This window comes from Pseudomonas sp. FW306-02-D09B (assembly GCF_058782685.1).
Genome location: NZ_JBYSXY010000006.1, coordinates 1 through 24,529, shown reverse-complemented (window position 1 = coordinate 24,529; position 24,529 = coordinate 1). Strand labels below are relative to the sequence as shown.

Below are 24,529 nucleotides of genomic sequence, written 5' to 3'. Positions count from 1 at the left end.
AACATAATCGCAAGGCCTGCCGTGCCCTGTTGATTACTTCTTCTTTTTCGGGGCGATGACCATGATCAGCTGGCGTCCTTCCATCTTAGGATGCTGTTCGACCGAACCGTACTCGAGCAGGTCACCTTCAACCCGCTTGAGGAGTTCCATCCCCAGCTCCTGGTGGGCCATCTCACGGCCGCGGAATCGCAAGGATACCTTGGCCCTGTCCCCGTCACTCAGGAAACGTACCAGGTTGCGCAGTTTTACCTGGTAATCCCCTTCCTCCGTCCCTGGACGAAACTTGATTTCTTTTACCTGAATCTGCTTCTGGTTCTTTTTCGCTGCGGCAATCTGCTTCTTCTTTTCGAAGATCGATTTGCCGTAATCCATCACACGGCAAACCGGTGGGATTGCGTCGGCGGAAATTTCCACCAGATCCAGTTTGGCTTCTTCAGCAATACGAAGCGCTTCATCAATCGAGACGATGCCAATCTGCTCGCCGTCAGCGCCAATTAACCGAACCTCGCGTGCCGAGATATTCTCGTTGATCGGGGCTTTCGGTGCAGCTCGTTTATCTTGTCTCATTTCACGCTTAATAATAATTACTCCGAATCTGGGCGACCACGCCGGGAAACCGCTTGCGCGAGGAACTCAGCGAACTGGGCGACGGGCATCGAGCCCAGGTCAGCACCTTCACGAGTACGCACAGCGACAGTCTGCATCTCGACTTCCCGATCTCCAATAACCAAGAGATAGGGAACCTTGAGCAAAGTATGCTCGCGGATTTTAAAGCCGATCTTTTCATTTCTCAAGTCAGACTTGGCACGAAAACCGCTTTGATTGAGAGTTTTTTCAACTTCAGCGGCAAAATCTGCCTGTTTATCAGTGATATTCATGATCACTGCCTGAGTCGGAGCCAGCCACGCAGGGAACGCGCCCTCGTAATGCTCGATCAGAATCCCGACGAAACGCTCGAAGGAACCCAGGATCGCCCGGTGCAACATTACCGGGTGCTTGCGACTGTTGTCTTCGGAGACGTATTCGGCTCCCAGACGGATCGGCAGGTTAAAATCGAGCTGCAAGGTACCACATTGCCAGACACGACCGAGGCAATCTTTTAGCGAGAACTCGATTTTCGGACCGTAGAAAGCACCCTCGCCCGGCTGCAGATCGTACGGCAGGCCCGCACTATCAAGGGCTGAGGCCAGCGCCGATTCTGCGCGATCCCACAGCTCATCGGAGCCGACGCGTTTTTCCGGACGAGTGGACAGCTTCATTTCGACGTCGGTAAAGCCGAAATCGGCGTAGACATCCATGGTCAGCTTGATGAACGCCGCGGATTCGGCCTGCATCTGCTCTTCAGTACAGAAGATGTGTGCATCGTCCTGGGTGAACCCGCGCACGCGCATGATACCGTGCAGCGCACCGGACGGCTCGTTACGGTGGCAAGCACCGAACTCGGCCAGACGCATCGGCAGTTCACGGTAGCTTTTCAGGCCCTGATTGAACACTTGCACGTGGCAAGGGCAGTTCATCGGCTTGATCGCGTAGTCGCGGCTTTCCGACTGCGTGGTGAACATATTCTCGGCGTAGTTGGCCCAGTGCCCGGATTTCTCCCACAGGCTACGGTCAACCACTTGCGGAGTCTTGATCTCCAGGTAACCGTTTTCACGCTGAACCTGACGCATGTACTGCTCGAGTACCTGGTACAGGGTCCAGCCGTTCGGGTGCCAGAAAACCATGCCCGGCGCTTCTTCCTGGGTATGGAACAGGCCGAGACGCTTGCCGATCTTGCGATGGTCGCGCTTTTCGGCTTCTTCGATACGCTGGATGTAGGCCGCCAGTTGCTTCTTGTCAGCCCAGGCAGTGCCGTAAACGCGCTGCAGTTGCTCGTTTTTGGCATCGCCGCGCCAGTAGGCGCCGGACAGCTTGGTCAGCTTGAAGGATTTCAGGAAGCGGGTGTTCGGCACGTGCGGACCGCGGCACATGTCGACGTATTCTTCGTGATAGTACAGACCCATGGCCTGCTCGTTCGGCATGTCTTCGACCAGGCGCAGCTTGTAGTCTTCGCCGCGACTGGTGAACACGTCGATCACTTCGGCGCGCGGAGTGACTTTCTTGATGACGTCGTAATCTTTTTCGATCAGCAGGTGCATGCGCTGTTCGATCGCCGCCAGGTCGTCCGGAGTGAAAGGACGCTCGTAGGCGATGTCGTAATAGAAGCCTTCATCGATGACCGGACCGATCACCATTTTCGCCGTCGGGTACAGCTGCTTGACCGCGTGGCCAATCAGGTGAGCGCAAGAGTGGCGAATGATCTCCACCCCCTCTTCATCCTTGGGCGTGATGATTTGCAGGGTCGCGTCGCTGTCGATGACATCGCTGGCGTCAACCAGCTTGCCGTTGACCTTGCCGGCCACGGTGGCCTTGGCCAGACCGGCACCAATGGATGCGGCGACCTCGGCTACGGAAACCGGATGATCGAAGGAACGTTGACTGCCGTCGGGAAGAGTAATAGTGGGCATGGCGCCTCCTCTCCTAGTGGTGACCCCTACCAAAGGTCACGTGGGTTGGGATGAGCAGCCAGTACGCGATTCAGTCCAGGCCATTCAATAATGAACGCCTGCCTTACAGCGGCAGGAGCCTTGTGGCCAACCGGGAACCGAACCAGAGTGACTGGAGATCAAATCAGGGTTATTCGGGTATTGGCCGCTACCGGAGAACAGATCGTCCAGAGCCTGAAAATACCCAAGCGCTGGATCCTAGCACAGATGAACGGTCGTCGCCGCGACCTTGTTTGACCAACGCCGAATTCAGGGCATTTGCATTAAAAAGTGAACTTGAGATGTACGGCCCACCTCGAATAGGCTGAGAATCGCCACACATTATCGACCTCACGGAGTTCCAGCTATGCGTCTTATCCGCCTTATCGCCCTTGCCTCCCCACTGTTCATGCTGCTCCCGCTGAGCGCACAGGCTGCCTGGCCTGCCGGGGTTCGCGAAAGCTATATGAAGGATTGCGTTTCCGCCGCCAGTCAGAGCGTCGACCAGAAGTCCGCCGAATTGCATTGCGCTTGTGGCGCGGACAAGCTCAACGAGAAGTTTACAACGGCCGAAATCAGCGAGCTGATGAGCAAGACAAAACAGCCGAGCGCAGAGCTGCGAACCAAGGCGCTGGACGCCATTCAGGATTGCCGGGTCAAGAAATAAGCTGCTGCGAGGCTAAAAACAACGCCTCTGGCGAGTAGAAAATAGCCAAAAAACCGCTATTTCAGACAAATTACGCAGCTTTTACAGCTTTTTTTACAGGACATGTATTTGGCTGCAGGCCTTTTAAACCGGGGCTTCCAGCCATATACAGTGACAAAGAACAGACGATACGAAGGCAAACAGCACGTCCGGGGGGCTCCCAAATCGAACATTTCGACTATGATACTCCGGTGTGCCCAGTTGGCCTGAGCAGCACAGCACTACTGAAAATATATGTTTCTTGGAGATACACCATGTCTAATCGCCAAACCGGCACCGTTAAATGGTTCAACGATGAAAAAGGCTTCGGCTTCATCACTCCTCAAGGTGGCGGTGACGACCTGTTCGTACACTTCAAAGCTATCGAAAGCGACGGTTTCAAAAGCCTGAAAGAAGGCCAAACCGTTTCCTTCGTGGCTGAGAAAGGCCAAAAGGGTATGCAAGCTGCACAAGTTCGCCCAGAGTAATTTCCTGGCGCACTAAAAAAACCCCGTCCATGTGACGGGGTTTTTTATGGGCGCAACCAAAGCCTGAAGCAATCAGCCGCAGTTGACGCGGGTAATGACCAGGTTGGCATCGGTGTTGAGATTCAAACGATCCGAACGGTATTCCAGAGTGATCATGTCGTTCGGCCTGAGGACTCGTGCAGTCTGCGACCCGGAACGCGTGCGGGCCTGTTCCAGCAACTCTGGCGAAGCCTTTTTGCCAATGACGAATTCGGCAGCCTTTGCCTCACAACGACCGTTACCGGCCCCGGCTACCACAGGGTCTTTTGCCGACTCGGAGGTACTGCTGCAACCCGCCAACATGACGGCGGCCAGCAAAGTACCCAATGACGCGAGCTTCCAAGGCATGACGCCTCCTTTTCAATAGTTGAACTGCATTCGTGCGACAGCCGTTTGGGCGCTTGGTTTCATGGTCAGTGCCATCCCCCGCCTTCAAAGCCGTCAAACACGCAAGTTTGCCTGAGCTATCACCTGCTGTTCAGTGCGCAATCGTGACTGAATATGAGCAGACTCAGTAGATATCGATGTAATCAAAGGGTGGCTTCGGCCAGTTCTGCTTCAATGCGTTGAATATCTGCATGACCCAGACCTCATCACTGGCGGCAACCATGCCTACATACCCGGAGCCCTTGGCCCACGTCTCAAGGCGAAACAGCAGCCCGTCGATATCCGTTCCGCCGACAACACCTGACGAAATGTAGGCAATTCCTGACTTGGTGACCCGCAACTGGGTGTGCGTATCGTCGCTGGCAGACGCCAGCAGCTGGCGCACTGCCTCTAGCGTCAAGCCATCCGGGGTATTCAAATCGATCTGCACAGCACTGTCCTTGAAATCTACAAAGCCCAAGTGTCGCATAGCCCTCCGTTCATGCCTAAGTCGGAGTGCCAAAAGCTGCGCAAGGTGGTTAACTCAACAGACAGACTTCCCGACCTCGCGAGACACTCATGACCACCGTGACAATCGACGCCGACATCAAAGTCAGCTGGCCCCAAGGCCACAGCTCTTACAGCCCCAGCACCCCGGAAGAGCTGGCAATCATTGGCATAGACCTGCTGGTCAAGGACCTGGGCACGAAAGCTGCTCAACAGTTCATCGAACAGGTATTCGAGAAGTACCCCATCGACGACATGGGCGCCGCCCACACGTAAAGGGAGTAAAACCCCGCAGGCTGGCACCTGCGGGGCATGACTTACTTGAGACGGGCGAGACGCGCCGTCAGCAAGTCAAAGAAGCCCTGAGCATCGCCGTTTGCGACCCAGAACGCATTCTTCGGGGCTTTCAGGCCGTCGTACCAGTCAACGATGGTCTGGCCAAAGGTCGGCCCTTCGCGACTGTCGACGACCACGTTCACCGCACGACCGGTAAACAGTTCCGGCTTGAGCAGGTACGCGATCACCGTGGCGTCATGCACCGGGCCACCAGGAATACCGTAGTGTTCCATGTCGCCTTTGACGTATTCGTTGAGAATATCGCCCACCAGTTTGCTGGCGTTGTTGTTCAGCGCGGCAATCTGCTTCAAGCGAGCGTCACTGGTCAGAATCTTGTGAGTGACGTCCAGCGGCAGATAGGTCAGCTTGACGCCGCTTTTGAGGACCACTTCAGCTGCCTGCGGATCGGCGAACAGATTGAACTCGGCCACCGGGGTAATGTTGCCGCCGTTGAAGTGCGCACCGCCCATGATCACCACTTCCTTGATGCCTTGGGTGATTTCCGGATCCTGAATCAGCGCCAACGCCAGGTTGGTCTGCGGCCCGAGCATTGCGATAGTGATGCTGTGAGGCTTGGCCGCGCGCAACGTGTCAATCAGGTAACTGACCGCATCGCCTTTGGCCAGACCTTTCTTCGGCTCGTGCACCGTGACACCCGACAAGCCTTCCTTGCCATGAATGTTCTCGGCATAGATTGGCGTGCGCATCAGCGGTTTCGGTGCACCCGCATACACCGGCACGTCTTCGCGCCCTGCCCACTCGCGGGCCAGCCGCGCATTACGCGAGGTTTTGTCCAGGCGCACGTTACCGGCAACGGTAGTCAGTGCGCGAATGTTCAGTTCTTCGGGCGACGCCAGGGCAAACAGCAGCGCCACCACGTCGTCGGCACCTGGATCGGTGTCGATGATCAGATCTATCTTTTCCGCCGCGTGGGCGCCTGTAGCGGTGAGCAAGGACAAAAGCAGCAGACTCCGGATCAGGTGATGCAGGCGTTGAGCATAGCGGTACATAGCGCACTCCTTGTGCGTTGATAAATCGAATCGGGATATGACGGACTAGAAAGTCACCCCTGCGACCAGCACGATGTTGCAGTACGGCTGACATTCGCCCGTACGAACAATCGCCCGCGCCTGTCGGCTAAGGGCTTTAAATTCTTCATGACTCAGCAACCGCCGCTGGCCCATCGCGGCATTGGTCGTCAGCTCGTCGATCGCCTGCAGCGCCGGCGGCTGCTTGAGCAGGATTTCTTCGGCCAGCACATGGCTTTCCACCTGCATTTCACTGAGCACGACGCGTAAGGTACTGACGAAGTCCGGAATGCCCTGGGTCAACGCCAGGTCGATCAACTCAACGCCAGGCGGCACCGGCAGACCGGCATCGCCAATCACCAGCATGTCGCCATGCCCCAGAGAGGCAATCAGCCGCGACAACGCGATATTGAGCAAGGGTGTTTTTTTCATGATGCTTTGAAGGCCTGTACGTCTGACAAGGAAGGAATCGAGGGTTGTGCGCCGGCCCGCGTCACCGACAAGGCTGCTGCGACCTGACCAAAACGAATGGCCTCGACTTCGCTTTTGCCAGCAGCCAATGCCGCAGCAAAACCGCCGACAAAGGTGTCACCAGCCGCCGTAGTGTCGACGGACTTGACCTTGGGTGCCGGGAAATGTTCGCAGCCCTGCCCGTTGGCAAACAATGAACCCTGGGGCCCCAACGTGATGATGACCTTGCCGGCACCGGCGGCGATCAATCGGCTCGCAGCCAGCTCGGCGCTCTCCAGAGAGTCCACCGGCAAACCGCTCAGGGCCGACGCTTCACTTTCATTGGGGATCAGGTAATCGATTGACGAATACCAGTCGGCCGGCAATGGGCTCGTTGCCGGCGCCGGATTCAGGATCACCGTCTTGCCCAGCTCACGACCGCGTTTGAGGGCATAACCAACCGTGTGCATCGGCACTTCAAGCTGACAGATGATCACGTCGGCCGCTGCAAGCACCGCATCGAACCCCGCGACCATGCCAGGTGTCAGCTGACCGTTGGCACCCGCAACGATAACAATCGCATTCTGGCTGTTGTCATCGACCACGATCAGCGCCACGCCGCTGGAGCCCTCGACCGATGTCAGCGCCTGACAATCGATCTGTTCTGCCAGCAGCGCTGCGCGTAATTGCTCGCCATAAGCATCGTCACCCACGCAGCCGATCATCGACACCCGCGCACCCAGCCGGGCAGACGCGACCGCCTGATTAGCACCCTTGCCGCCCGACACGGTGGCAAACGACTCGCCATGCAGCGTTTCTCCGGCATGTGGCAACCGCTGGGCGCGGGTCACCAGGTCCATGTTCAGACTGCCTACAACCACTACTTTTGCTGGCATACATCCCTACTCATCAATTCGCTTCAGCGGTATTGGTCGAATACGCCGGCCAGCGGCGCGGTCGACTCTCGCATGACAATGCTGGGCCTCACGATCCGCTGATCGGTCGCCAGTTCAGGGGTCGCGATCCGTCGCAACAATACCTCCGCAGCCATTTCTCCAAGCTCCAGGATCGACTGGCCGACGGTGGTCAACGCCGGATAGACATAACGGCTCATTTGAATATCGTCGAAACCGATGACCGAAAGCTCGCTCGGCACCCGGATATTGCGCTCGGCGGCGGCCCGCAGTACGCCGATACCAATCATGTCGTTACCGGCAAAAATTGCGCTGGGCGGGTGTTTTTCCAGCAACATTGTCGCCGCGTTGTAACCGCCAATGCTGGTGAAGTCACTTTCGAGCATCCATTCCCCCGGCACTTCGACGCCAGCCTCTTTCAAGGCCCGGCAGTAACCTGCCAGACGCATCTGCGCCACGCTGGTATGTGCCGGACCTCCAATAGTGGCGATGTCGCGATGGCCCAGCTCGAGCAAATGCCGGGTCGCAAGATAAGCACCGTATTCATGATCGATGCGTACCATGTCCGCATCGAGCCCCTCCAACCCACGGTCGACGATCACCATCGGCGTGCGCACGCCCGCCAGCCCTTGCGCCAACCCGCTATCGCCGCCGGCGGACGCGACAATCAGCCCGTCGATGCGTTTTTCCAGCAGCACGCGCAGGTAACTGCGCTGCTTGTCCGGGTTGTCATCGGAGTTGCAGAGGATCACGCAATAACCGTTACGCTCGCAGTAATCCTCGATACCACGGGCCAATTCCGCGAAGTACGGGTTGAGACTGTTGGGCACCAGCAGACCGATAGTTGCGGTGGTTTTCGCTTTGAGCGAGCGCGCCACGGCACTGGGCACGTAATCCAGGCTTTTGATCGCGGCCTCGACCTTGAGCCGAACCTCTTCACTGACCGGCCGGGTCTTGTTCACCACGTGGGAAACCGTGGTGTAGGAAATCCCCGCGAGCGCTGCTACATCCTTGATAGTCGCCATGATTCAGCTCCGTCGACTTGCACGTTGGCTGCGGTAGGTGTCCAGCACCACCGCGACCACGATCACCGCGCCGGTAATGATGCGCTTGGTCGGTTCGGTCGCGCCGATTTGCGCCAGTCCGGCAGCCAGTACAGAAATGATCAGGACGCCGAAAAAGGTGCTGATCACCGAGCCGCGACCGCCCATCAGGCTGGTGCCACCGATCACCACGGCAGCGATGACTTGTAGCTCCAGGCCGGAACCGGCATTCGGGTCCGCCGCTTCCAGGCGGGAAATCTGGAACAGCGCGGCAATACCCGCCAGCAACCCCATCAGGCTGAACACCAGAATCTTGTAGGGTTTTGGGTTGATACCCGCCAGACGCACAGCTTCCTCGTTGGTACCGATACCGATCAGGTAGCGACCGAACACGGTACGGGTCAACACCGCCTGGGCGATGAAGATAACCAGCAACGCGATAATGAATGACGGTGAAATACCCAAGGCAATCGGATTGGACAGCCAGGCAAAGGCATCACCGATATAGGCCGTGCGCGAGCCGGTCATCTGATAGGCAACGCCGCGAGCCATCTCCAGCACACCCAGCGAAACAATGAACGACGGAATGCGCCAGGCCACGGTGATCGAACCGGTGATGGTCCCGGCCACTGCGGCGGCGGCCATACCCAGCAGCGCTGCCGGCAAGACACTCCAGCCCCAGCCGAGGATCGCCACGCTGACAGTAGAGCCCGCCAAGGCCAGCACCGAACCCACCGAGAGGTCGATGCCGCCGATGATCAACACGAACGTCATGCCGACTGCGAGCACCATCAGGTCCGGAATCTGATTGGCCAGCGTACTGAAGGTGTCATAAGAGAGGAAATGGCTGCTCAAGACCGAGAACAACGCAATCATCGCCAGCAAGGCACCAGCCAGGCCCAGATAGGTACCGAGGCCGTAAAAATTGCTACTACGTTTGCCAGCAGACAGTGCAGTTATCATGGGAGATCCCTAGGCGCCGCTTCATGGAGCAACGCATCACGTTTTTGGTAGCCGGCAAAAGCGGCGGCAAGCAAATCATCCTGAGTCCAGCTGTCGCGCTCGAAGGTGTCGATCAAGCGTCCGGCCGACAACACGCCAATACGGTCGCAGATCAACATCAGCTCGCGCAGATCACTGGACACCACCACCAGCGCCTTGCCCTGACGCGTCAACTCGCCAAGCAACGCGTAAATATCAAATTTGGCACCGACATCGATGCCGCGAGTCGGCTCATCGAACAACAGCACCGAACACTCACGCTCAAGCCAGCGGCCAATCACCACCTTCTGCTGATTGCCGCCCGACAACTCGCAAACCAGCTGCGCAGGACCGGAGCTGCGAATGTGCATTGCGTCGATCTGACGCTGCGCCAGCGCCATCTCGTCACGCGTATTTACAATGCCGCCACTGGAGATCACCGGCATATTGCCCAGGGCGATGTTGGCGCTGACCGACTGAGTCAGCAGCAGCCCCTCGCCTTTGCGATCTTCGGTAATCAGGGCAATGCCGTGACCGACCGCATCGGCGGGCGAACGAATGCTCACCACTTTCGCCGGTGAACCAAGCGCGACCGTGCCACTGTCTGCCGCATCGGCACCGAAAATCAGCCGCAACAGCTCCGTGCGCCCCGCCCCGATCAAACCGGAAATTCCGAAAATCTCGCCGCTGCGCACCTCGAAAGACACATCGCGAACTTTGTCCGAACGGCTCAACCCTTTGACAGTCAGGGCCGGTGCGCCGATCTGCCGCGGACCGAGATCGATGTGTTCGCCCAATTCGCGGCCGACCATCAGATTGACCAGTTGCTCGCTGTTGTAATTGGCCATCGGCTCGACGCAGATCAGATTGCCGTCACGCAATACCGCGATGCGCTGAGCAACCCGCGCCAGCTCTTCCAGCCGATGGGAAATATAAATGATCGCCACGCCACGAGCTTGCAGGCGGGTAATTTGCTCAAAGAGCATCTCGACTTCGCGAGCCGTCAACATCGCTGTCGGCTCATCGAGAATCAGCACATGGCAGTCGCCGATCAGGTTGCGCGCGATCTCGACCATTTGCTGATGACCGATCCCGAGCTCACCGACCAGCGTGTCCGGATCGATCGCATCGAGCCCGACCTGAGCCATCGCGGCGATTGCCGCTTTGCGCAGTTGCTTGCGACTGATCCAGCCGCCATTGCTCGGCAGGTTGTCGAGAAACAGGTTCTCTGCGACAGACAGGGTCGGCAGTAGATTGAGTTCCTGCATGACCATGCGAATACCCAGCTCTTCTGCCTGGGTTCGGCTGCCAGGACGGTAATCGCGCCCCTGGAACTGCATTTGGCCGGTGGTCGGAGTGACCAGCCCGCCAATGATTTTCGAGAGCGTGCTTTTGCCGGCACCGTTCTCGCCGGTCAACGCCAGCACTTCACCACGCATCAGCGTCAGGTCAATGCCGGTCAATACCGGTTGCGCATAAGTCTTGCCGATACCGCTGACCGAGAGGACCGCGTTCGGAGCACAAACTGACATAAAAAACTCTCCATGCGCTCGCCCTTGCGAGCGAGCGCCGCTGTATCGCCAGAATGACTACTTGGTAACCAGCTCAACCGGAGTTTCGATTACGCCGTTGGTGCCGCTGTCGACCTTTTCGCCCTTGAGCATTTTCAGGGCAGTCTCGATGCCGAACACCGCCTGTTTGGCTGCAAACTGATCGGCAGTCGCCAATACGCGGCCATCCTTGAGCATTGGCTTGATGGCATTGATGTTGTCGTAACCGACCACTTGCACCTTACCCGCCTTGCCTGCTGCGCGCACCGCCGAAACAGCACCGACCGCCATGCTGTCGTTGCCCGCCAGCAGAGCCTTGGTTTGCGGGTATTCGCTGAGTATCGAGGCGGCAACCTTGTTGCCTTTATCGATTTCCCAGTCACCGGACTGCAACGAGACGACCTTGATCTGCGCCGCTTCCATTGCGTCCTTGAAGCCAGCGGTGCGAGCCTGGGCGTTGGTGGTGGTGGAAACACCTTCGATGATGCCGACTTCGTCACCGGCCTTTAGCTGTTTGGCCAGGTACTCGCCGACCAGACGCGCGCCTTTGCGGTTATCCGGGCCTACGAACGGTACGGTCATGTTCTTGCTTTTGACGACGGCCGGGTCCAGCTGGTTGTCGATGTTGATCACGGTGATACCGGCATCGATAGCCTTCTTGATCACCGGAACCATCGCTTTGGAGTCGGCTGGCGCAATCACCAGCGCATTGACCTTGGCCAGAATCATTTGCTCGACAATGCGCGTCTGACCAGCGGTGTCCGTTTCGTCCTTGATGCCATTGGAGATCAGGTCGAAATCGGCAGAATGCTCTTTCTGGTAAGCCTTGGCGCCATCCTCCATGGTCAGGAAGAATTCGTTGGCCAGGGATTTCATGACCAGCGCGACTTTCGGTTTTTCAGTGTCGGCAAAGGCCGAAGAGAGGGGCAAAGCGGCGGATGCGGCAGCCAGCATAGCGACAGCGAGAAGACGTCCAGCGAATGGCAGCTTCATGAGTTCACTCCGATCTTATGATTATTGTGAGCAACGCTTGCACTGCATACGCTTCAAACCCGTTCACCAGCGCTCTGATACGCGGGAACGAGGATCGCCGCGCCCACGGAACCAAACCGTCGACAGGGCTGCGCAAACGTTTGCGTAGACCGAACTATGCGAACCCTTTCGACATTTGTCAACGGTCAGAAAAAACCGTTTTGTGGTCTGTCTGGCGAAAAAACGGCAATGCCGATTATGCCGTGGTGTTGACCACCGATCCGCTATTGGCACCCTTGGCCAGCTCCTTGACCAGGCTGCTGCTCACCTCCATCAGCGCACCGTTGGTTTGAGCGATCTGCCCCTGAATCGCCATGACCGCGGTGGTCTTGGCTTCCGGCGTCGGATATGACGCGGCCTGGGCCGCAGCCAGTTGCTGTTGTTGCTGGCGCAATTGCTCTTGCAGTTCCTTCATGCGCTTGAGCAGCATCTTCACCGTGATGCTTTGGTTACCACCGTCATCCGCTTGGGTCTCAGCGCCCTGGTTTTGCCCTACCGGACCTGTCTTGACTTGCTTGCTGTCACCTTCCTTGCCAGCCGTCAGTTGTGTCTCGGCTTCTGCCCTCGCGTCGTTCAATGAGTTGATCGTAGCGAGCGACTTGCCGCCAATCGTGATGCCGCCTGCGTTTGGAAAACCTACTGAAATGGACATATGAGCTCCTGCACAAAAAATGATCCTGAAGGGATCATCGACCTCTGAGCAGTTTTCTTTAGCACTAATTCCCATTCAAAAATGTGGGAAATCCTAGATTTACGCTGTAGGAGATTTCGGACAGCCGAACGCTTCCATCGCACATATTCGGAAACCCGGACGACTATCGCCTCGAGCGCCACCGCACAGAAGATATAAATCTATATAAATCAAAAGGTTAAAAGATTTTTAAATCGAAGATATGACTGGTACAGATCCTGCTTTTACTGGGTATCCCCGGCATACAGATCTGCTTGGGGTGTTTCTAGATGAACCTGCATCAGCACCGTCATCACTATTAGAGAGAAAACAATGAAATCTGCCTTCAACACCTTTATTCCGGGCGCTTTGGCCCTCCTGCTGCTCCTCCCGACTGCACTGCAAGCAAAAGAAGTCGAAACCCGACAGAAACTGGCAAACGTGGTCGTCCTGGCTACAGGCGGCACGATTGCCGGTGCTGGTGCCAGCTCGGCCAATAGTGCTACGTACCAGGCCGCAAAAGTCGGGATCGAACAGTTGATCGCCGGCATCCCTGAACTGAGCCAATTGGCCAATGTTCGCGGCGAGCAAGTGATGCAAATCGCCTCCGAGAGCATCACCAACGAAAACCTGCTGCAACTGGGCCGTCGCGTGGCCGAACTGGCCGACAGCAAAGACGTCGATGGCATCGTTATTACTCACGGCACCGACACCCTGGAAGAGACCGCCTACTTCCTGAACCTGGTGGAAAAAACCGACAAGCCCATCATCGTTGTCGGCTCGATGCGCCCAGGCACCGCGATGTCGGCTGACGGCATGCTCAACCTGTACAACGCTGTCGCCGTAGCGGGTAGCAAAGATGCTCGCGGCAAAGGCGTGCTGGTCACCATGAACGACGAAATTCAGTCGGGTCGTGATGTCAGCAAAATGGTCAACCTCAAGACCGAAGCGTTCAAAAGCCCATGGGGCCCATTGGGCATGGTGATCGAAGGCAAATCCTACTGGTTCCGCTTGCCAGCCAAGCGCCACACCATGGATTCGGAATTCGACATCAAAAACATCAAGAGCCTGCCTGACGTCGAAATCGCCTATTCCTATGGCAATGTCGACGGCACTGCTTACAAGGCCCTGGCCCAGTCTGGCGCCAAAGCCATCATCCACGCCGGCACCGGCAATGGCTCGGTATCTTCGCGCCTGGTTCCAACCTTGCAGGAACTGCGCAAGGATGGCGTGCAGATCATTCGTTCTTCCCACGTCAATGCTGGCGGCTTTGTCCTGCGTAACGCCGAACAGCCAGACGACAAGTATGACTGGGTCGTTGCGCATGACCTGAACCCGCAAAAAGCTCGCATCCTGACGATGGTTGCACTGACCAAGACGTCGGACAGCAAAGAGCTGCAACGGATGTTCTGGGAGTACTGATTCATTGCGTCCGGCCGGATCCGGTCGGACGCTTGCCCCCCCACTCGCCCACTCGGGCGAGTGATCTACCCTCCCGCCTTCCCTGCCATTACTTCTGAATAATCACCAATCGGTTTACAGCAAACGGAAAAATTCGCTGTCAGAGGAATTTCTTGAACTTTAAGCAGTTGCGAAATCGCCTACAGTTAAATACTGTATGCACGTACAGCTTAATAAGGATTACCCCGTGGCCACGACCTCTTCAGCAGCGACTAACCCTCCAGGCTCTTACGAACGACTCGGTTTGCGCGTTCAGAAAATCATCAACTCCCCGACCGCCCAAAAAGCCAAGGCCGCCTTGATCTTCCGCCTCCCCGACGAGCCGGTAGATGAATGGGAACGCTTGCTCGAGGAAATCGCCGAGAACGACAACGTCACCCTCGCTTATCGCGACGATGGCGGCGTGCAGATTTTCTGGGTTGTGCCGAAGGAAGATTGAGTCAATGATTGCTCGCTGTTTTGCTTTGCTGTTGTTGCTCTTCGTTGTCATCAGCGCTCAGGCGGATGCGCCACGCACTTTCAACGAAGCGAAAAAGGTCGCCTGGACACTCTACGCCCCACAGTCAACCGAGTTCTATTGTGGCTGCAAATACACGGGCAATCGGGTCGACCTCAAAGCCTGCGGGTACGTGCCACGTAAAAACGCCAAGCGCGCGGCACGCATCGAATGGGAGCACATTGTTCCGGCATGGCAAATCGGTCACCAACGCCAGTGCTGGCAACAGGGTGGTCGCCAGAACTGCACACGTCACGACCCGACCTATCAGCGTGCCGAGGCCGACTTGCACAACCTGGTGCCAAGCATCGGCGAGGTGAACGGGGACCGCAGCAATTTCAGCTTCGGCTGGCTCCCCGTGCAATCAGGGCAATACGGTTCGTGCCTGACCCAGGTCGACTTCAAGGCCAAGAAGGTCATGCCCCGCCCGTCCATTCGCGGGATGATCGCTCGCACTTATTTCTACATGAGCAAGCAATACGGTTTGCGACTGTCCAAACAGGATCGGCAACTCTACGAGGCCTGGAACAAGACTTACCCGGCACAAAGCTGGGAGCGCCAACGCAATCAGCGCGTCGCGTGCGTGATGGGGCGCGGCAATGAGTTCGTCGGCCCCGTCAACATGAAGGCTTGCGGTTAATCAGGTGGCGTCAATTACTGAGCCGTGCTGTGCTCAATGACCATTGATTCGATATTCATCTTCTTCGCCTTGGCCAGTGCCGCGGTCAGCTCGACCTGCCTTGCCTCGGCTTCGGCTTTCGAGTTGAACGGCCCGACCAGCACGCGCTGTTTACCGTCTTGCGTGACCACGTAGGAAACAAAACTGTGTTCGATCAGCCAGCCAGTGAGATCGCTGATCGCCTGCACGGTCTCGCCCTGAACCAGAACATCCCATTGCGGGGCAGCCGCCACAGCGGGCGCCGAAACAACCGGCGCCTGAGTTTTTTTCGACTCCCCGGCCTTTTCCTGACCACATCCGGCCAATACCAATACCGCGACCACCAACGCCATTTTGCGCACAACCTTCCCCTCTGAATGCCAAAAGCCGGGATTTTATCACCCGAAAATGCTTCGCGACCCAGTAAACAGGCCTCAAAACAACGAGAATGATGTTTCTCGCCTCTGTATAGTCGCACCTTGGGAATTAATGCAGCGTCTGCACGTCAGAAAGAGGCACCCAAACCGTGACACTTCGCACTAATCTATAGGTACTACCGACATCTGCATTGTCTGAGTCAGGTGCCCTACAAAGCTATCAAGGAGAAGATCATGCTGATACTCACCCGCAAAGTCGGTGAAAGCATAAACATCGGTGATGACATCACCATCACCATTCTGGGCGTTAGCGGCCAGCAGGTCAGAATCGGCATCAATGCCCCGAAAGACGTTGCGGTGCATCGCGAAGAAATCTACCAACGTATTCAGGCGGGCCTTACTGCGCCGGACAAGCGCGAAACCCCCTGAACCCGTCAGCAATCAGTAGCCAGCCTTTTCTCTCACGGCAACGGCTGGCTAAAGATTCTGCGCGCCCCCTCCTTTCCCCATGACAACGACACAGCACCGACACCCCGCCGGCGATGCTGATACTAACGACATCGCCATGTCCCTTACTGTCGGACGATTCGGATTTAGCCTGGTGAAAACATCACAGCCGGCCTGGACGCACCGAGCCATAGCGCAACGTTAGCCGACGATCCAAACGTCACACCTCGCGCCATGCCTGTCGCGGCCACGACCATCAGGATAATCAACAGTGCCTCGATATGACTGATCCGCGCAAAGAGACCGACACGCCCAACATCAATCGGCGCACCTCGACGCAAAGCGATCCGCCATTTGATCAAGGCCACCATCGGTGCAATCTCAAGCAGCAGGATGATGACGAATAAAGTCATTTTCAGATGGAACAGCGGTTGATGCAGATAGTAGTCCGCGCCCTTTTCGTACCCGCCAAAAGCACGGATCCCGCCGCTAACCAGAAGAATCAATGCGCAGACGCCCCAAACGTTATCTGCCAGCAAAACACTACGAGCCCCCACTCCCTCCGTGCCCACTCGACGGAAAGCCATGCCACGCGTCAGAACACCCCAGAACGCCAGGGCATAAGCCAAGAGATGGACCGCGGCGAGAAACCAGTGAACCAGCATCGAATTGCTCCCCATTCAAGACAAAAAATAATCGGCCTGTCAGTAGTAGCCGAAAATGCTTTGCTTCGCAGACAAGCGCCTCGGAGCTCCCCAAGGAAAACCCGCAATTTCTAAACCGGGGACACGTGAATATCGGCGAGAATGCACTCACTCAAGACAGGGATAACGGAGCATGAGCTCATCAGGGATGAATTCATCAGAAACACCCACACTGGTTCTCCTCCCGGGGATGGATGGCACAGGCGAACTGTTCGAACCTTTACTCTCGGCACTGGAAGGGCAATTCAACACGCTCGTCGTGAGTTATCCCAACGACCGGTCCTTGAGTTATGCCGAACTGCAGTCAATAGTGCTCAAGGCATTGCCAACCGACAGCCCTTTTGTCTTGCTTGGCGAATCGTTCTCGGGGCCGATTGCCATTTCACTGGCAGCGCTGCAACCCCCTCAACTCAAAGGGCTCGTATTGTGCAGCACGTTTGTACGCAACCCGCGACCGCGACTACGTGGCTTGAGTTTTCTGCTGAATATCCTGCCACTGCACCCTGTGCCTATCGGACTGATCAGCACACTATTACTGGGGCATTTTTCCACCCCTGCGCTACGCCGTTCATTGCATCGGGCAATATCGCTGGTCACACCTTCGGTGATGCGTGCACGGTTACGCGCCGTTCTGACTGTCGACGTGGCAAAAGAGCTCGCGCGTGTCAGCGTTCCAACCCTTTACTTGCGCGCAACTCATGATCGACTGGTACTTGCGACAGCCTCTGCGCTGATCTCGCAGCTAAAACCGGATATACGGATAACCGATCTGGACGCTCCACATTGCGCACTTCAGGCAGCGCCTCATAACGCCACAAAAAGCATCAAAGAGTTCGTGAGCAGCCTGTGAGACTTCGACCCTGACAGAAACTCGACGCGCATTGCCTATACTCGCGGCCAACGCCTCGATACTGCATTTTTTATTTCTGCGTTTCGTCGCCATTCAGTTGATTGGGCATGAGCCGCAGAGCACACTTGCGGCAGTTGAAGGATCAACGCCCCTATCGATCAAAAGCCCGCCCACCTGCGGGTTTTTTTTCGCCTGCACGATGCTCGTTACCGACGCATGTGAAGAGCCCAGCACGATGGCTGGGCTCGGTTTATTGCCGGTGTTCCATCATCTTGTCAGCAAGAATCCTGGCCCTGTCGACCAATAGACTCTGCCACTCATCGTGACTCGACTTCGAGCCCCCTATCGTCGGCGCCGTGAGATTGCTTTCGGCTATCAGCGCAGCACAAAAATACTGATCCCAAACGACTCTTTCTCCAGCCGTACGTCTGTTCATTTGGTCGGAGTTCATATGCGGCTCCTTTTGATGAGGTAGCCCAGCTATTTTACGCCCGAACCACGCACATGCCGCACTTGAGTTGGCAGTTGGTGCGCGCCGCCCCAACAACCGTAGGTCGATCCCGACAGGCTGTCATTCCGAGTATCGGCAATCGGCCAAAAACATTCGGACTCACACAGGAACAGTGCCAGAACGACCACCCTCAATTTGATTTTTGAATACGCCCAAGGCCGAAACGATTTGCTGACTGATCTGCGGGCTCGCTGCGATGTCTGCCTCATCCATTCCTTTAGCCAGCAAGTCGACTGTTATCGAGGCGGGCTCGACAATAATCGCGGACATCGTTTCCAGCACTAACTTGAGTGCCGCCTGGGCGTGACTTGCTCGAGGAGATGCATTGAAAAGTGCTACCGGCTTGCCGGGAAAGTCCTGACTGGCCACGAGCCAATCCAGTGCATTCTTGAATGACCCCGGAATTCCACGAGCGTACTCAGGGCACGAAATCAGAATGCCGTCCGCCTCGGCAATAATCCCACGCAACTCTGCGACGATCTGCGGCGGATCGTCAGCCTGATCCGGATCGAAGTGAGGTAATTGACCCACCTCCAGGTAGTGCCTGATCAACATCCCTTCAGGGCTGAGCCTCTCGGCAGCACGCAGTAGCGCGGAGTTTGAAGAGGCTGCGCGAAGGCTTCCTGAGATCGCAAGCAGTTGCACCATGTGTATACGCTCCATGACTTGGTGGACGGATGAATTGTCGCATACGCAGGCGCGCTCGATTGCCTCGCGGTCAGTCGGCCTGATTGTCATGGCAGATCCCGGGGGTAGAATTAATGGTGGATTGCCGGCATCAGTGAGACTGAGTCCTTCGAGGGCAACACCATGCAAACGACTGAAGACGCGATCATTGCAGCAGCACGACTGCGCGCTGCAAGCCGGGGAGATAACGAAGCCCTGGCTGCAGCTTCAGCACTCGAAGTCGTGGAAGCCCTGAAAAAGTCCTTAACAGGAGACAAGTACCAAGAGGCTCTCGAAAGACTGTATCTCGAGTACACAGCCTCCTGAGCTTTGTAACCCACTTACCAGCCGTGCATTTCTGGATTGACCGTCGGCATACACTCGAGAGTAGCCAGATCAATCAGCGTGAAATGGCCGCCCATCCAGCCGCCAGTATCGATGTGATAGACATTGCCCAGCACCGCAGGCAGAAGGACCACCGTGTGACCGACGATCACGGCCCTGATGCCACTGACGCCAGTAGCGTTTTCGCTGGTAATGCGAGAACGCGACCACTGGCAGATAGTTTGAACACTACGCTGCATCGAGCCTTGCTCCCGCTCAAGGGCGCCAAGCATTTGCGCCCAATCATCGAACGGGCAATCGGCATGCACGATCCCTACCGATCCCATAGGCGTCATTACTTCAATTGCGATAGGCAGCTCGGCAAGCAGATCGACATAGAAGGCCTGCTCAGCGCTGGACAGACCGTACAGCCAGGCACCGCCGTTGAGCATGTGTATGTAAATGGCCCGACCGTTATGACTGAGCCGATGGGCATCGACCGCCATTTGCTCATGATTGCCCTGCACGGCAAAGAACCACGGCTTGGCCAGCCACACATCAACGTCGGTAGATTCGGGGCCACGGTCGACCATATCGCCAACACTGAACAGACGATCGGTTGCGGGGTTGAAGCCGACAGCATCAAGTGCTGCCTGAAGCCTGGTGAAATGGCCGTGAATATCACCCACCGCAAAGTCGCGGCCCGCAGTGTTGATTGTGAAACGCCGAACCTGGGTCATGCTGCCACCCCCGGTACCGTCTTAAGGCTCTGTTCAATCCAGTGTATTCGCCTCGCTTGCGACTCTTATGCTACCCCCTTGAACGCTTCGAGCTCAGCTATTTACGAATGGTAAATGCTGACCCGAAGGTGTAGCGCGGTGGGGTGTGGCCTGTCCATGGGTTACCTAATACTTGAAATACCGGCGCGTTGTAGGTATTGGTCAGATCAACTCAACGCAAGGAGCGAGACAGTGATCAAAATTCGAGAGGCGATCATTGAAGATATCCATGCACTTCGTGATATCGGCATAGAGACGTATCGGGACCACTTCTCCGACATCTGGAGCCCCTCAGGCATGCAGCATTTCTTGAGTGAAGACTTTTCAGTCCTGGCGCTTCAAAAATCGATAGGGGCACCCACACATCACTGTTGGCTCATAGCCCTCGATGAAGACGACAGAGCGGTAGGGTTCTCAAAGGTTAACTGGTCGAAGCCAATGCCTATTACCGGCAAGGCCGGTGCGGAACTCCAAAAAATTTACTTCCTCAAGACCCAAGCGGGCAAAGGCTACGGGAAACAGCTTCTGCAATTTATCCGCCAACTTGCCAAAGATCGTAAAGAGCATTTCATTTGGCTCGACGTACTAAAAACCAACGCCAGTGCGAGGCGCTTCTACGAGGACTTCGGCTTCGAAGTACTAGGTGAGATTCCATTTAGCACCGACAAGACCGAAATCGGAATGGTTGTGATGTGCTGCGACATTTCCCGATAGGCGCATTCGATCGCCTCCCAGTCGGGTTGCTTGGTTGTCATAGCATTACTCTGGTACTTGAAACACTGACGCAGATAACACAGGCGGCATCGTACAGTGCGCAGGCTGGCTGGGATTACAAGTTGAACCATTTAAAGGCTGGCAGGCAGCTCACATCATCTCGCTGTGCGCCTGCCCATGCAGCAGGGCCACAATGAATCCTTGAGGCAGCCCGGCTTCACGCTGCGTGATTGCGATACAATCGACCGAACAACAGTTCCACGATCAATGGATGATCCTATCGAAGAGTCTCAAAAGCCGTTATTTAGCCATCACACTGACAACGCTCATCAACATTACAATCTGGAGCGGTGCGGTATTTTTGATTTGGCTACTGATTGACCGCTCGGCAGTAGACTATTTCGAAACTTATGCAGCGATTGCAGTCGCGAATATCTGCCTCTTCTACCTTGCCGCGTTTTTTGTGCGGTGTCCGGAGTGTAATAAATCGATGCATCACTTCTACAGACCAGGGGATGGATTGCTAATTAGTCGTGCGTTATTGCCACATGAAATCTTCACGGAAAAATTCATTCAGTGCTCCCACTGTGACAAGGTCGTAAGTCTTGGTGATTAGCACTGCTCGCCACACACTTTGCCTATTCGCGAAACGTGTCGCGACTTAACGCGCCACTTCAAATACATGCCCACACCGAGCCCAGGCATGGTCAGATCCTCGGAATCGACCAGTGCCAGTTAAAAACTGTTACCTATGTGCTTGAACCGTTTTGTTACCTATGTGGGTGAGTCATACCCAGCCAAGCGCAAGTAAACCCTTCAATCGAGATTTACCTTGATGCATAGTGGTAAACCTCTCACGTCAAATGCTAATTGCTGAGGAAGCCTCATTGCACGATTCTAAGTATCTAGAAGATCTCCGCTCTCGCTTCAATTCTGGAGAGGAGCTGAAATATGCCTTTTTCTGGGGACACCAGCGAAGCAAGAGTGGAATTACATCTTCGTGCTTTAGCCAGTGGTTCAACGCCGAATTCACTGTCGAGGGGCAACGCTACCCAACTGCCGAACATTTCATGATGGCAGAGAAGGCAGCCTTGTTCGGCGATCAAGAAATTCGTGCTCAAGTGCTCCAGGCTCCAACCCCCAACGCAGCCAAAGCTCTTGGCCGCAACGTGCGCGGGTTCAACGATCACGATTGGCTGCAACACAGATATGCAATTGTCGTCCGGGCCAACCAAGCCAAGTTCTCCCAAAACCCGGAGTTGAACGCTTTCCTCAAGGAGACCGGTTCTCGCATCATAGTTGAGGCAAGTCCGGTTGATAGCATCTGGGGCATTGGGCTCGCCCAGGACGACGAAAACGCGAGCAACCCCAACCTGTGGCGAGGCCTGAATCTGCTGGGGTTCGCGCTTATGCAGGTCCGCGACGAAACCTGATTTGCCCGTTAATGGGGTGTCGAAGTGCTCCGCATTTTCGTTCTCTGCGCTGCACACACGGCGCGGAGCAAGACCCACGGTCTACTCCACCCTTCCAGAATCTATCAAGCCGCAATATGAAGCCCGCCATGTGCGGGCTTTTTTGAGTCTCGGGATTCGCTGGGAGGTCAGCCCCGGCCACACCTGCGGGGCGAGAGAAAGTCAGATGAACAAAATCATGCTGCCACTACTGGCGACCGGCGACAGACAGGCACGAAAGCCTGCCCACGACGGGATACCCCATACGGCTGTCGAGGTGCCAGCGGCGCATATTGGTCAGTACCAGCAAAAAGGTAGTGAAGCCGTATCGGCCACGAAAGTGAATGGTAAGTCGATGAGTACAAACGGACCGACGAACTGCGCGAACACGTATTCACCCTTGACACCGTCATAGCAATCATACGGAGGGTTCGTAACGGCCCCAAGCCAGGCGCAGCCACTCAGTTGTGACATGGCCAAAATCAAGATGAGCTTGCGTAGCACGTAATTTCCTTATTATTTTTCCGCCGTGTTTCCCATCGACGCTATCGCGAAGCAACAAAAAAGGGCCCACCTTTCGGTGAGCCCTTCTAGACCGCCCAGCAGAGCGGATTTTGTTTGGTAGGCGCGATTGGACTCGAACCAACGACCCCCACCATGTCAAGGTGGTGCTCTAACCAACTGAGCTACGTGCCTGCTGTGAGGCGGCATTCTACGGAATTCCGTAGGGGTGTCAACACCTTTTTTTCACCTAACCCTATGAATATGCAAAATATTTAATTTTGGTACGGCAAAGAAGATATTCCGGGTAGCTGGCAGTCGATTTTTAACTCAGGTAGGATCGGGGCACTCGTAAAATATATTAAACAGAGGCTGCAGGATGGCGAACACCCCCTACCCGGAATCCTATTACGCGGCGTCGGCCAACGCCGCGCCGTTGCGCCCAATGCTGCAGGATGACGTAGAAACCGATATATGCGTTATTGGTGCGGGCTATACCGGCCTGTCCAGCGCATTGTTTCTACTGGAGAGCGGGTTTCGGGTGACGGTCCTGGAGGCAGCCAAAGTCGGCTTCGGCGCTTCGGGCCGCAACGGTGGCCAGATCGTTAACAGCTACAGCCGCGATATCGATGTGATCGAACGTAGCGTCGGCCCCAAGCAAGCGCAAATGCTCGGGCAGATGGCGTTCGAAGGCGGCAAAATCATTCGCGACCGAGTGGCCAGATACCAGATCCAGTGCGACCTGAAAGACGGCGGTGTATTTGCAGCCATCACCAGCAAGCAGATGGGCCATCTGGAGTCGCAGAAGCGCCTGTGGGAGCGCTACGGCCACACTCAGTTGGAACTCCTGGACAAGCGCCGCATTCGCGAGGTCGTCGCCTGCGATCAATACGTGGGCGGCATGCTCGACATGAGCGGCGGCCACATCCACCCGCTCAACCTGGCACTGGGTGAAGCCGCGGCCGTCGAGTCGCTGGGCGGGACGATTTACGAACAGTCACCCGCCATACGCATCGAGCGTGGCGCCAATCCGGTGGTACATACGCCTCAAGGCAAGGTCAGGGCCAAATTCATCATCGTCGCCGGCAATGCCTACCTGGGCAATCTGGTTCCAGAGCTGGCCGCCAAATCAATGCCGTGCGGCACCCAGGTGATCACCACCGAACCCTTGGGCGATGAGCTGGCGAAGAGTCTGTTGCCACAGGATTACTGCGTCGAGGACTGTAACTACTTGCTCGATTACTATCGCCTTTCTGGCGACAAGCGCCTGATCTTCGGTGGCGGCGTGGTATACGGCGCTCGGGATCCGGCGAACATCGAAGCGATCATTCGACCGAAGATGCTCAAGGCCTTCCCGCAGCTCAAGGATGTGAAGATCGATTACGCCTGGACCGGCAATTTCCTGCTGACCTTGTCGCGCCTGCCGCAGGTCGGACGCCTGGGCGACAACATCTATTACTCCCAGGGCTGTAGCGGCCATGGCGTGACTTACACGCACCTGGCAGGCAAAGTCCTGGCCGAAGCCTTGCGCGGCCAGGCAGAGCGCTTTGATGCCTTTGCCGACCTGCCGCACTACCCTTTCCCCGGCGGCCAGCTGTTGCGCACACCGTTTGCGGCGCTAGGCGCCTGGTATTACGGCCTGCGAGACAAGTTCGATTTCTGATTGAATGCCAGCACACTTGTAGGAGCACGGCTTGCCGGCGATGGCGTCATTGAAATCGCTATCGTCGGATCGCCGCCCGGAGCAAGCTTGGCTCCTACGCACGGCGGGAGCCAACATTCGGATTCCAAATTCCAGAAACAAAAAACCCCGGCCTTTCGACCAGGGTCTTTGCTATCGACTCGAAGTAGCCAGTGGCTCTCTTCGTGCTTCAAGGCGTTCAGTGGGCCTTGAGGCAGATATGGCGCAGCGGACGGGACTCGAACCCGCGACCCCCGGCGTGACAGGCCGGTATTCTAACCGACTGAACTACCGC

29 protein-coding genes and 1 tRNA gene are annotated in these 24,529 nt (G+C 56.3%); 12 read left to right on the top strand and 18 right to left on the bottom strand.

The annotated features are described in order from the left end of the window. Positions 1-33 precede the first annotated feature (33 nt). Positions 34-585 (bottom strand): translation initiation factor IF-3, encoded by a 552-nt coding sequence (gene infC, locus AC3WK5_RS12045; protein WP_173860028.1) that lies wholly within the window; start codon positions 583-585, stop codon positions 34-36. Next, on the bottom strand, positions 585-2,507 hold the full coding sequence (gene thrS / locus AC3WK5_RS12040; protein ID WP_019692640.1) for a threonine--tRNA ligase: 1,923 nt from the start codon (positions 2,505-2,507) through the stop codon (positions 585-587). Before thrS ends, infC begins: the two co-directional genes overlap by 1 nt. A 385-nt stretch (positions 2,508-2,892) precedes the next feature. On the opposite strand from thrS, the gene AC3WK5_RS12035 reads away from it, so the two are divergent. Together AC3WK5_RS12035 and AC3WK5_RS12030 are read left to right on the top strand one after the other, a co-directional pair. After that, a complete protein-coding gene (locus AC3WK5_RS12035) occupies positions 2,893-3,192 on the top strand; it encodes a hypothetical protein (protein WP_103319795.1) in 300 nt (99 codons plus the stop codon). A gap of 293 nt (positions 3,193-3,485) precedes the next feature. Next, positions 3,486-3,698: a cold-shock protein gene (locus AC3WK5_RS12030; RefSeq protein ID WP_003179963.1), complete on the top strand. Its 213-nt coding sequence runs from the start codon at positions 3,486-3,488 to the stop codon at positions 3,696-3,698. A gap of 72 nt (positions 3,699-3,770) precedes the next feature. Here AC3WK5_RS12030 and AC3WK5_RS12025 read toward each other — a convergent pair whose 3' ends face one another. Together AC3WK5_RS12025 and AC3WK5_RS12020 are read right to left on the bottom strand one after the other, a co-directional pair. Then, positions 3,771-4,085: an I78 family peptidase inhibitor gene (locus AC3WK5_RS12025; protein WP_054596658.1), complete on the bottom strand. Its 315-nt coding sequence runs from the start codon at positions 4,083-4,085 to the stop codon at positions 3,771-3,773. Between the two features lie 163 nt (positions 4,086-4,248). Beyond that, the gene (locus AC3WK5_RS12020) at positions 4,249-4,554 is read right to left on the bottom strand and encodes a hypothetical protein (protein ID WP_054598288.1); all 306 of its coding nucleotides are present in this window, start codon (positions 4,552-4,554) and stop codon (positions 4,249-4,251) included. Between the two features lie 128 nt (positions 4,555-4,682). On the opposite strand from AC3WK5_RS12020, the gene AC3WK5_RS12015 reads away from it, so the two are divergent. Continuing rightward, positions 4,683-4,886, top strand: a complete 204-nt coding sequence (locus AC3WK5_RS12015; RefSeq protein ID WP_054596657.1) for a hypothetical protein — start codon at positions 4,683-4,685, stop codon at positions 4,884-4,886. Between the two features lie 41 nt (positions 4,887-4,927). On the opposite strand, the gene AC3WK5_RS12010 is transcribed toward AC3WK5_RS12015, so the two are convergent. The 8 genes from AC3WK5_RS12010 to AC3WK5_RS11975 form a co-directional block, all read right to left on the bottom strand. Next, on the bottom strand, positions 4,928-5,956 hold the full coding sequence (locus AC3WK5_RS12010; protein WP_103319793.1) for a nucleoside hydrolase: 1,029 nt from the start codon (positions 5,954-5,956) through the stop codon (positions 4,928-4,930). 45 nt (positions 5,957-6,001) lie between these two features. Continuing rightward, positions 6,002-6,406, bottom strand: a complete 405-nt coding sequence (rbsD, locus tag AC3WK5_RS12005; RefSeq protein ID WP_103319791.1) for a D-ribose pyranase — start codon at positions 6,404-6,406, stop codon at positions 6,002-6,004. Then, the gene (gene rbsK, locus AC3WK5_RS12000; protein ID WP_103319789.1) at positions 6,403-7,320 is read right to left on the bottom strand and encodes a ribokinase; all 918 of its coding nucleotides are present in this window, start codon (positions 7,318-7,320) and stop codon (positions 6,403-6,405) included. Before rbsK ends, rbsD begins: the two co-directional genes overlap by 4 nt. 23 nt (positions 7,321-7,343) lie before the next feature. After that, on the bottom strand, positions 7,344-8,363 hold the full coding sequence (locus tag AC3WK5_RS11995; protein ID WP_103319787.1) for a LacI family DNA-binding transcriptional regulator: 1,020 nt from the start codon (positions 8,361-8,363) through the stop codon (positions 7,344-7,346). 3 nt (positions 8,364-8,366) lie between these two features. Beyond that, entirely contained in the window at positions 8,367-9,344 is a 978-nt protein-coding gene (locus AC3WK5_RS11990) for an ABC transporter permease (protein ID WP_103319785.1), read from the bottom strand. Next, the gene (locus AC3WK5_RS11985) at positions 9,341-10,894 is read right to left on the bottom strand and encodes a sugar ABC transporter ATP-binding protein (RefSeq protein WP_103319783.1); all 1,554 of its coding nucleotides are present in this window, start codon (positions 10,892-10,894) and stop codon (positions 9,341-9,343) included. Before AC3WK5_RS11985 ends, AC3WK5_RS11990 begins: the two co-directional genes overlap by 4 nt. Before the next feature lie 57 nt (positions 10,895-10,951). Then, complete coding sequence (locus AC3WK5_RS11980) at positions 10,952-11,905, bottom strand: sugar ABC transporter substrate-binding protein (protein ID WP_054596650.1); 954 nt, start codon at positions 11,903-11,905, stop codon at positions 10,952-10,954. A gap of 235 nt (positions 11,906-12,140) precedes the next feature. Further along, positions 12,141-12,596, bottom strand: coding sequence for a hypothetical protein (locus AC3WK5_RS11975; RefSeq protein ID WP_103319781.1), 456 nt, complete (start codon positions 12,594-12,596; stop codon positions 12,141-12,143). Between the two features lie 351 nt (positions 12,597-12,947). Here AC3WK5_RS11975 and AC3WK5_RS11970 point away from each other — a divergent pair, with 351 nt between their 5' ends. The 3 genes from AC3WK5_RS11970 (at position 12,948) to AC3WK5_RS11960 (ending at position 15,211) form a co-directional block, all read left to right on the top strand. Further along, positions 12,948-14,036, top strand: a complete 1,089-nt coding sequence (locus AC3WK5_RS11970; protein WP_103319779.1) for an asparaginase — start codon at positions 12,948-12,950, stop codon at positions 14,034-14,036. Between the two features lie 196 nt (positions 14,037-14,232). Next, positions 14,233-14,514, top strand: a complete 282-nt coding sequence (locus AC3WK5_RS11965) for a DUF1654 domain-containing protein (protein WP_103319777.1) — start codon at positions 14,233-14,235, stop codon at positions 14,512-14,514. Positions 14,515-14,518: 4 nt separating this feature from the next. Next, positions 14,519-15,211: an endonuclease gene (locus tag AC3WK5_RS11960; RefSeq protein WP_103319775.1), complete on the top strand. Its 693-nt coding sequence runs from the start codon at positions 14,519-14,521 to the stop codon at positions 15,209-15,211. Positions 15,212-15,225: 14 nt separating this feature from the next. Here the strand turns inward: AC3WK5_RS11960 and AC3WK5_RS11955 are convergent, their stop codons facing one another. Beyond that, positions 15,226-15,591 (bottom strand): SPOR domain-containing protein, encoded by a 366-nt coding sequence (locus AC3WK5_RS11955; RefSeq protein ID WP_103319773.1) that lies wholly within the window; start codon positions 15,589-15,591, stop codon positions 15,226-15,228. Positions 15,592-15,840: 249 nt separating this feature from the next. Between AC3WK5_RS11955 and csrA the strand changes: the two genes are divergently transcribed. Next, positions 15,841-16,035, top strand: coding sequence for a carbon storage regulator CsrA (gene csrA / locus AC3WK5_RS11950; protein ID WP_007920550.1), 195 nt, complete (start codon positions 15,841-15,843; stop codon positions 16,033-16,035). A 164-nt stretch (positions 16,036-16,199) separates the two neighbouring features. On the opposite strand, the gene AC3WK5_RS11945 is transcribed toward csrA, so the two are convergent. After that, on the bottom strand, positions 16,200-16,718 hold the full coding sequence (locus tag AC3WK5_RS11945; RefSeq protein WP_256585321.1) for a DUF2214 family protein: 519 nt from the start codon (positions 16,716-16,718) through the stop codon (positions 16,200-16,202). A gap of 187 nt (positions 16,719-16,905) precedes the next feature. Here AC3WK5_RS11945 and AC3WK5_RS11940 point away from each other — a divergent pair, with 187 nt between their 5' ends. After that, complete coding sequence (locus tag AC3WK5_RS11940) at positions 16,906-17,607, top strand: alpha/beta fold hydrolase (protein ID WP_103319771.1); 702 nt, start codon at positions 16,906-16,908, stop codon at positions 17,605-17,607. A gap of 250 nt (positions 17,608-17,857) precedes the next feature. On the opposite strand, the gene AC3WK5_RS11935 is transcribed toward AC3WK5_RS11940, so the two are convergent. Continuing rightward, positions 17,858-18,058 (bottom strand): hypothetical protein, encoded by a 201-nt coding sequence (locus tag AC3WK5_RS11935; protein WP_054596642.1) that lies wholly within the window; start codon positions 18,056-18,058, stop codon positions 17,858-17,860. 159 nt (positions 18,059-18,217) lie between these two features. After that, entirely contained in the window at positions 18,218-18,766 is a 549-nt protein-coding gene (locus AC3WK5_RS11930) for an NADPH-dependent FMN reductase (RefSeq protein ID WP_103319805.1), read from the bottom strand. A gap of 162 nt (positions 18,767-18,928) precedes the next feature. Between AC3WK5_RS11930 and AC3WK5_RS11925 the strand changes: the two genes are divergently transcribed. Beyond that, on the top strand, positions 18,929-19,111 hold the full coding sequence (locus AC3WK5_RS11925) for a hypothetical protein (RefSeq protein WP_054596640.1): 183 nt from the start codon (positions 18,929-18,931) through the stop codon (positions 19,109-19,111). 14 nt (positions 19,112-19,125) lie between these two features. Here the strand turns inward: AC3WK5_RS11925 and AC3WK5_RS11920 are convergent, their stop codons facing one another. Further along, the gene (locus tag AC3WK5_RS11920) at positions 19,126-19,848 is read right to left on the bottom strand and encodes a metallophosphoesterase (RefSeq protein WP_103319769.1); all 723 of its coding nucleotides are present in this window, start codon (positions 19,846-19,848) and stop codon (positions 19,126-19,128) included. A 231-nt stretch (positions 19,849-20,079) separates the two neighbouring features. On the opposite strand from AC3WK5_RS11920, the gene AC3WK5_RS11915 reads away from it, so the two are divergent. Then, a complete protein-coding gene (locus tag AC3WK5_RS11915; RefSeq protein WP_103319766.1) occupies positions 20,080-20,601 on the top strand; it encodes a GNAT family N-acetyltransferase in 522 nt (173 codons plus the stop codon). Positions 20,602-21,488: 887 nt separating this feature from the next. Beyond that, a complete protein-coding gene (gene ybiA, locus AC3WK5_RS11910; RefSeq protein WP_054598287.1) occupies positions 21,489-22,034 on the top strand; it encodes a riboflavin biosynthesis intermediates N-glycosidase in 546 nt (181 codons plus the stop codon). A 637-nt stretch (positions 22,035-22,671) separates the two neighbouring features. On the opposite strand, the gene AC3WK5_RS11905 is transcribed toward ybiA, so the two are convergent. Beyond that, a tRNA-Val gene (locus tag AC3WK5_RS11905) sits at positions 22,672-22,748 on the bottom strand. A gap of 184 nt (positions 22,749-22,932) precedes the next feature. Here AC3WK5_RS11905 and AC3WK5_RS11900 point away from each other — a divergent pair. After that, on the top strand, positions 22,933-24,216 hold the full coding sequence (locus tag AC3WK5_RS11900; RefSeq protein ID WP_103319760.1) for an NAD(P)/FAD-dependent oxidoreductase: 1,284 nt from the start codon (positions 22,933-22,935) through the stop codon (positions 24,214-24,216). The last annotated feature ends 313 nt before the right edge of the window (positions 24,217-24,529 follow it).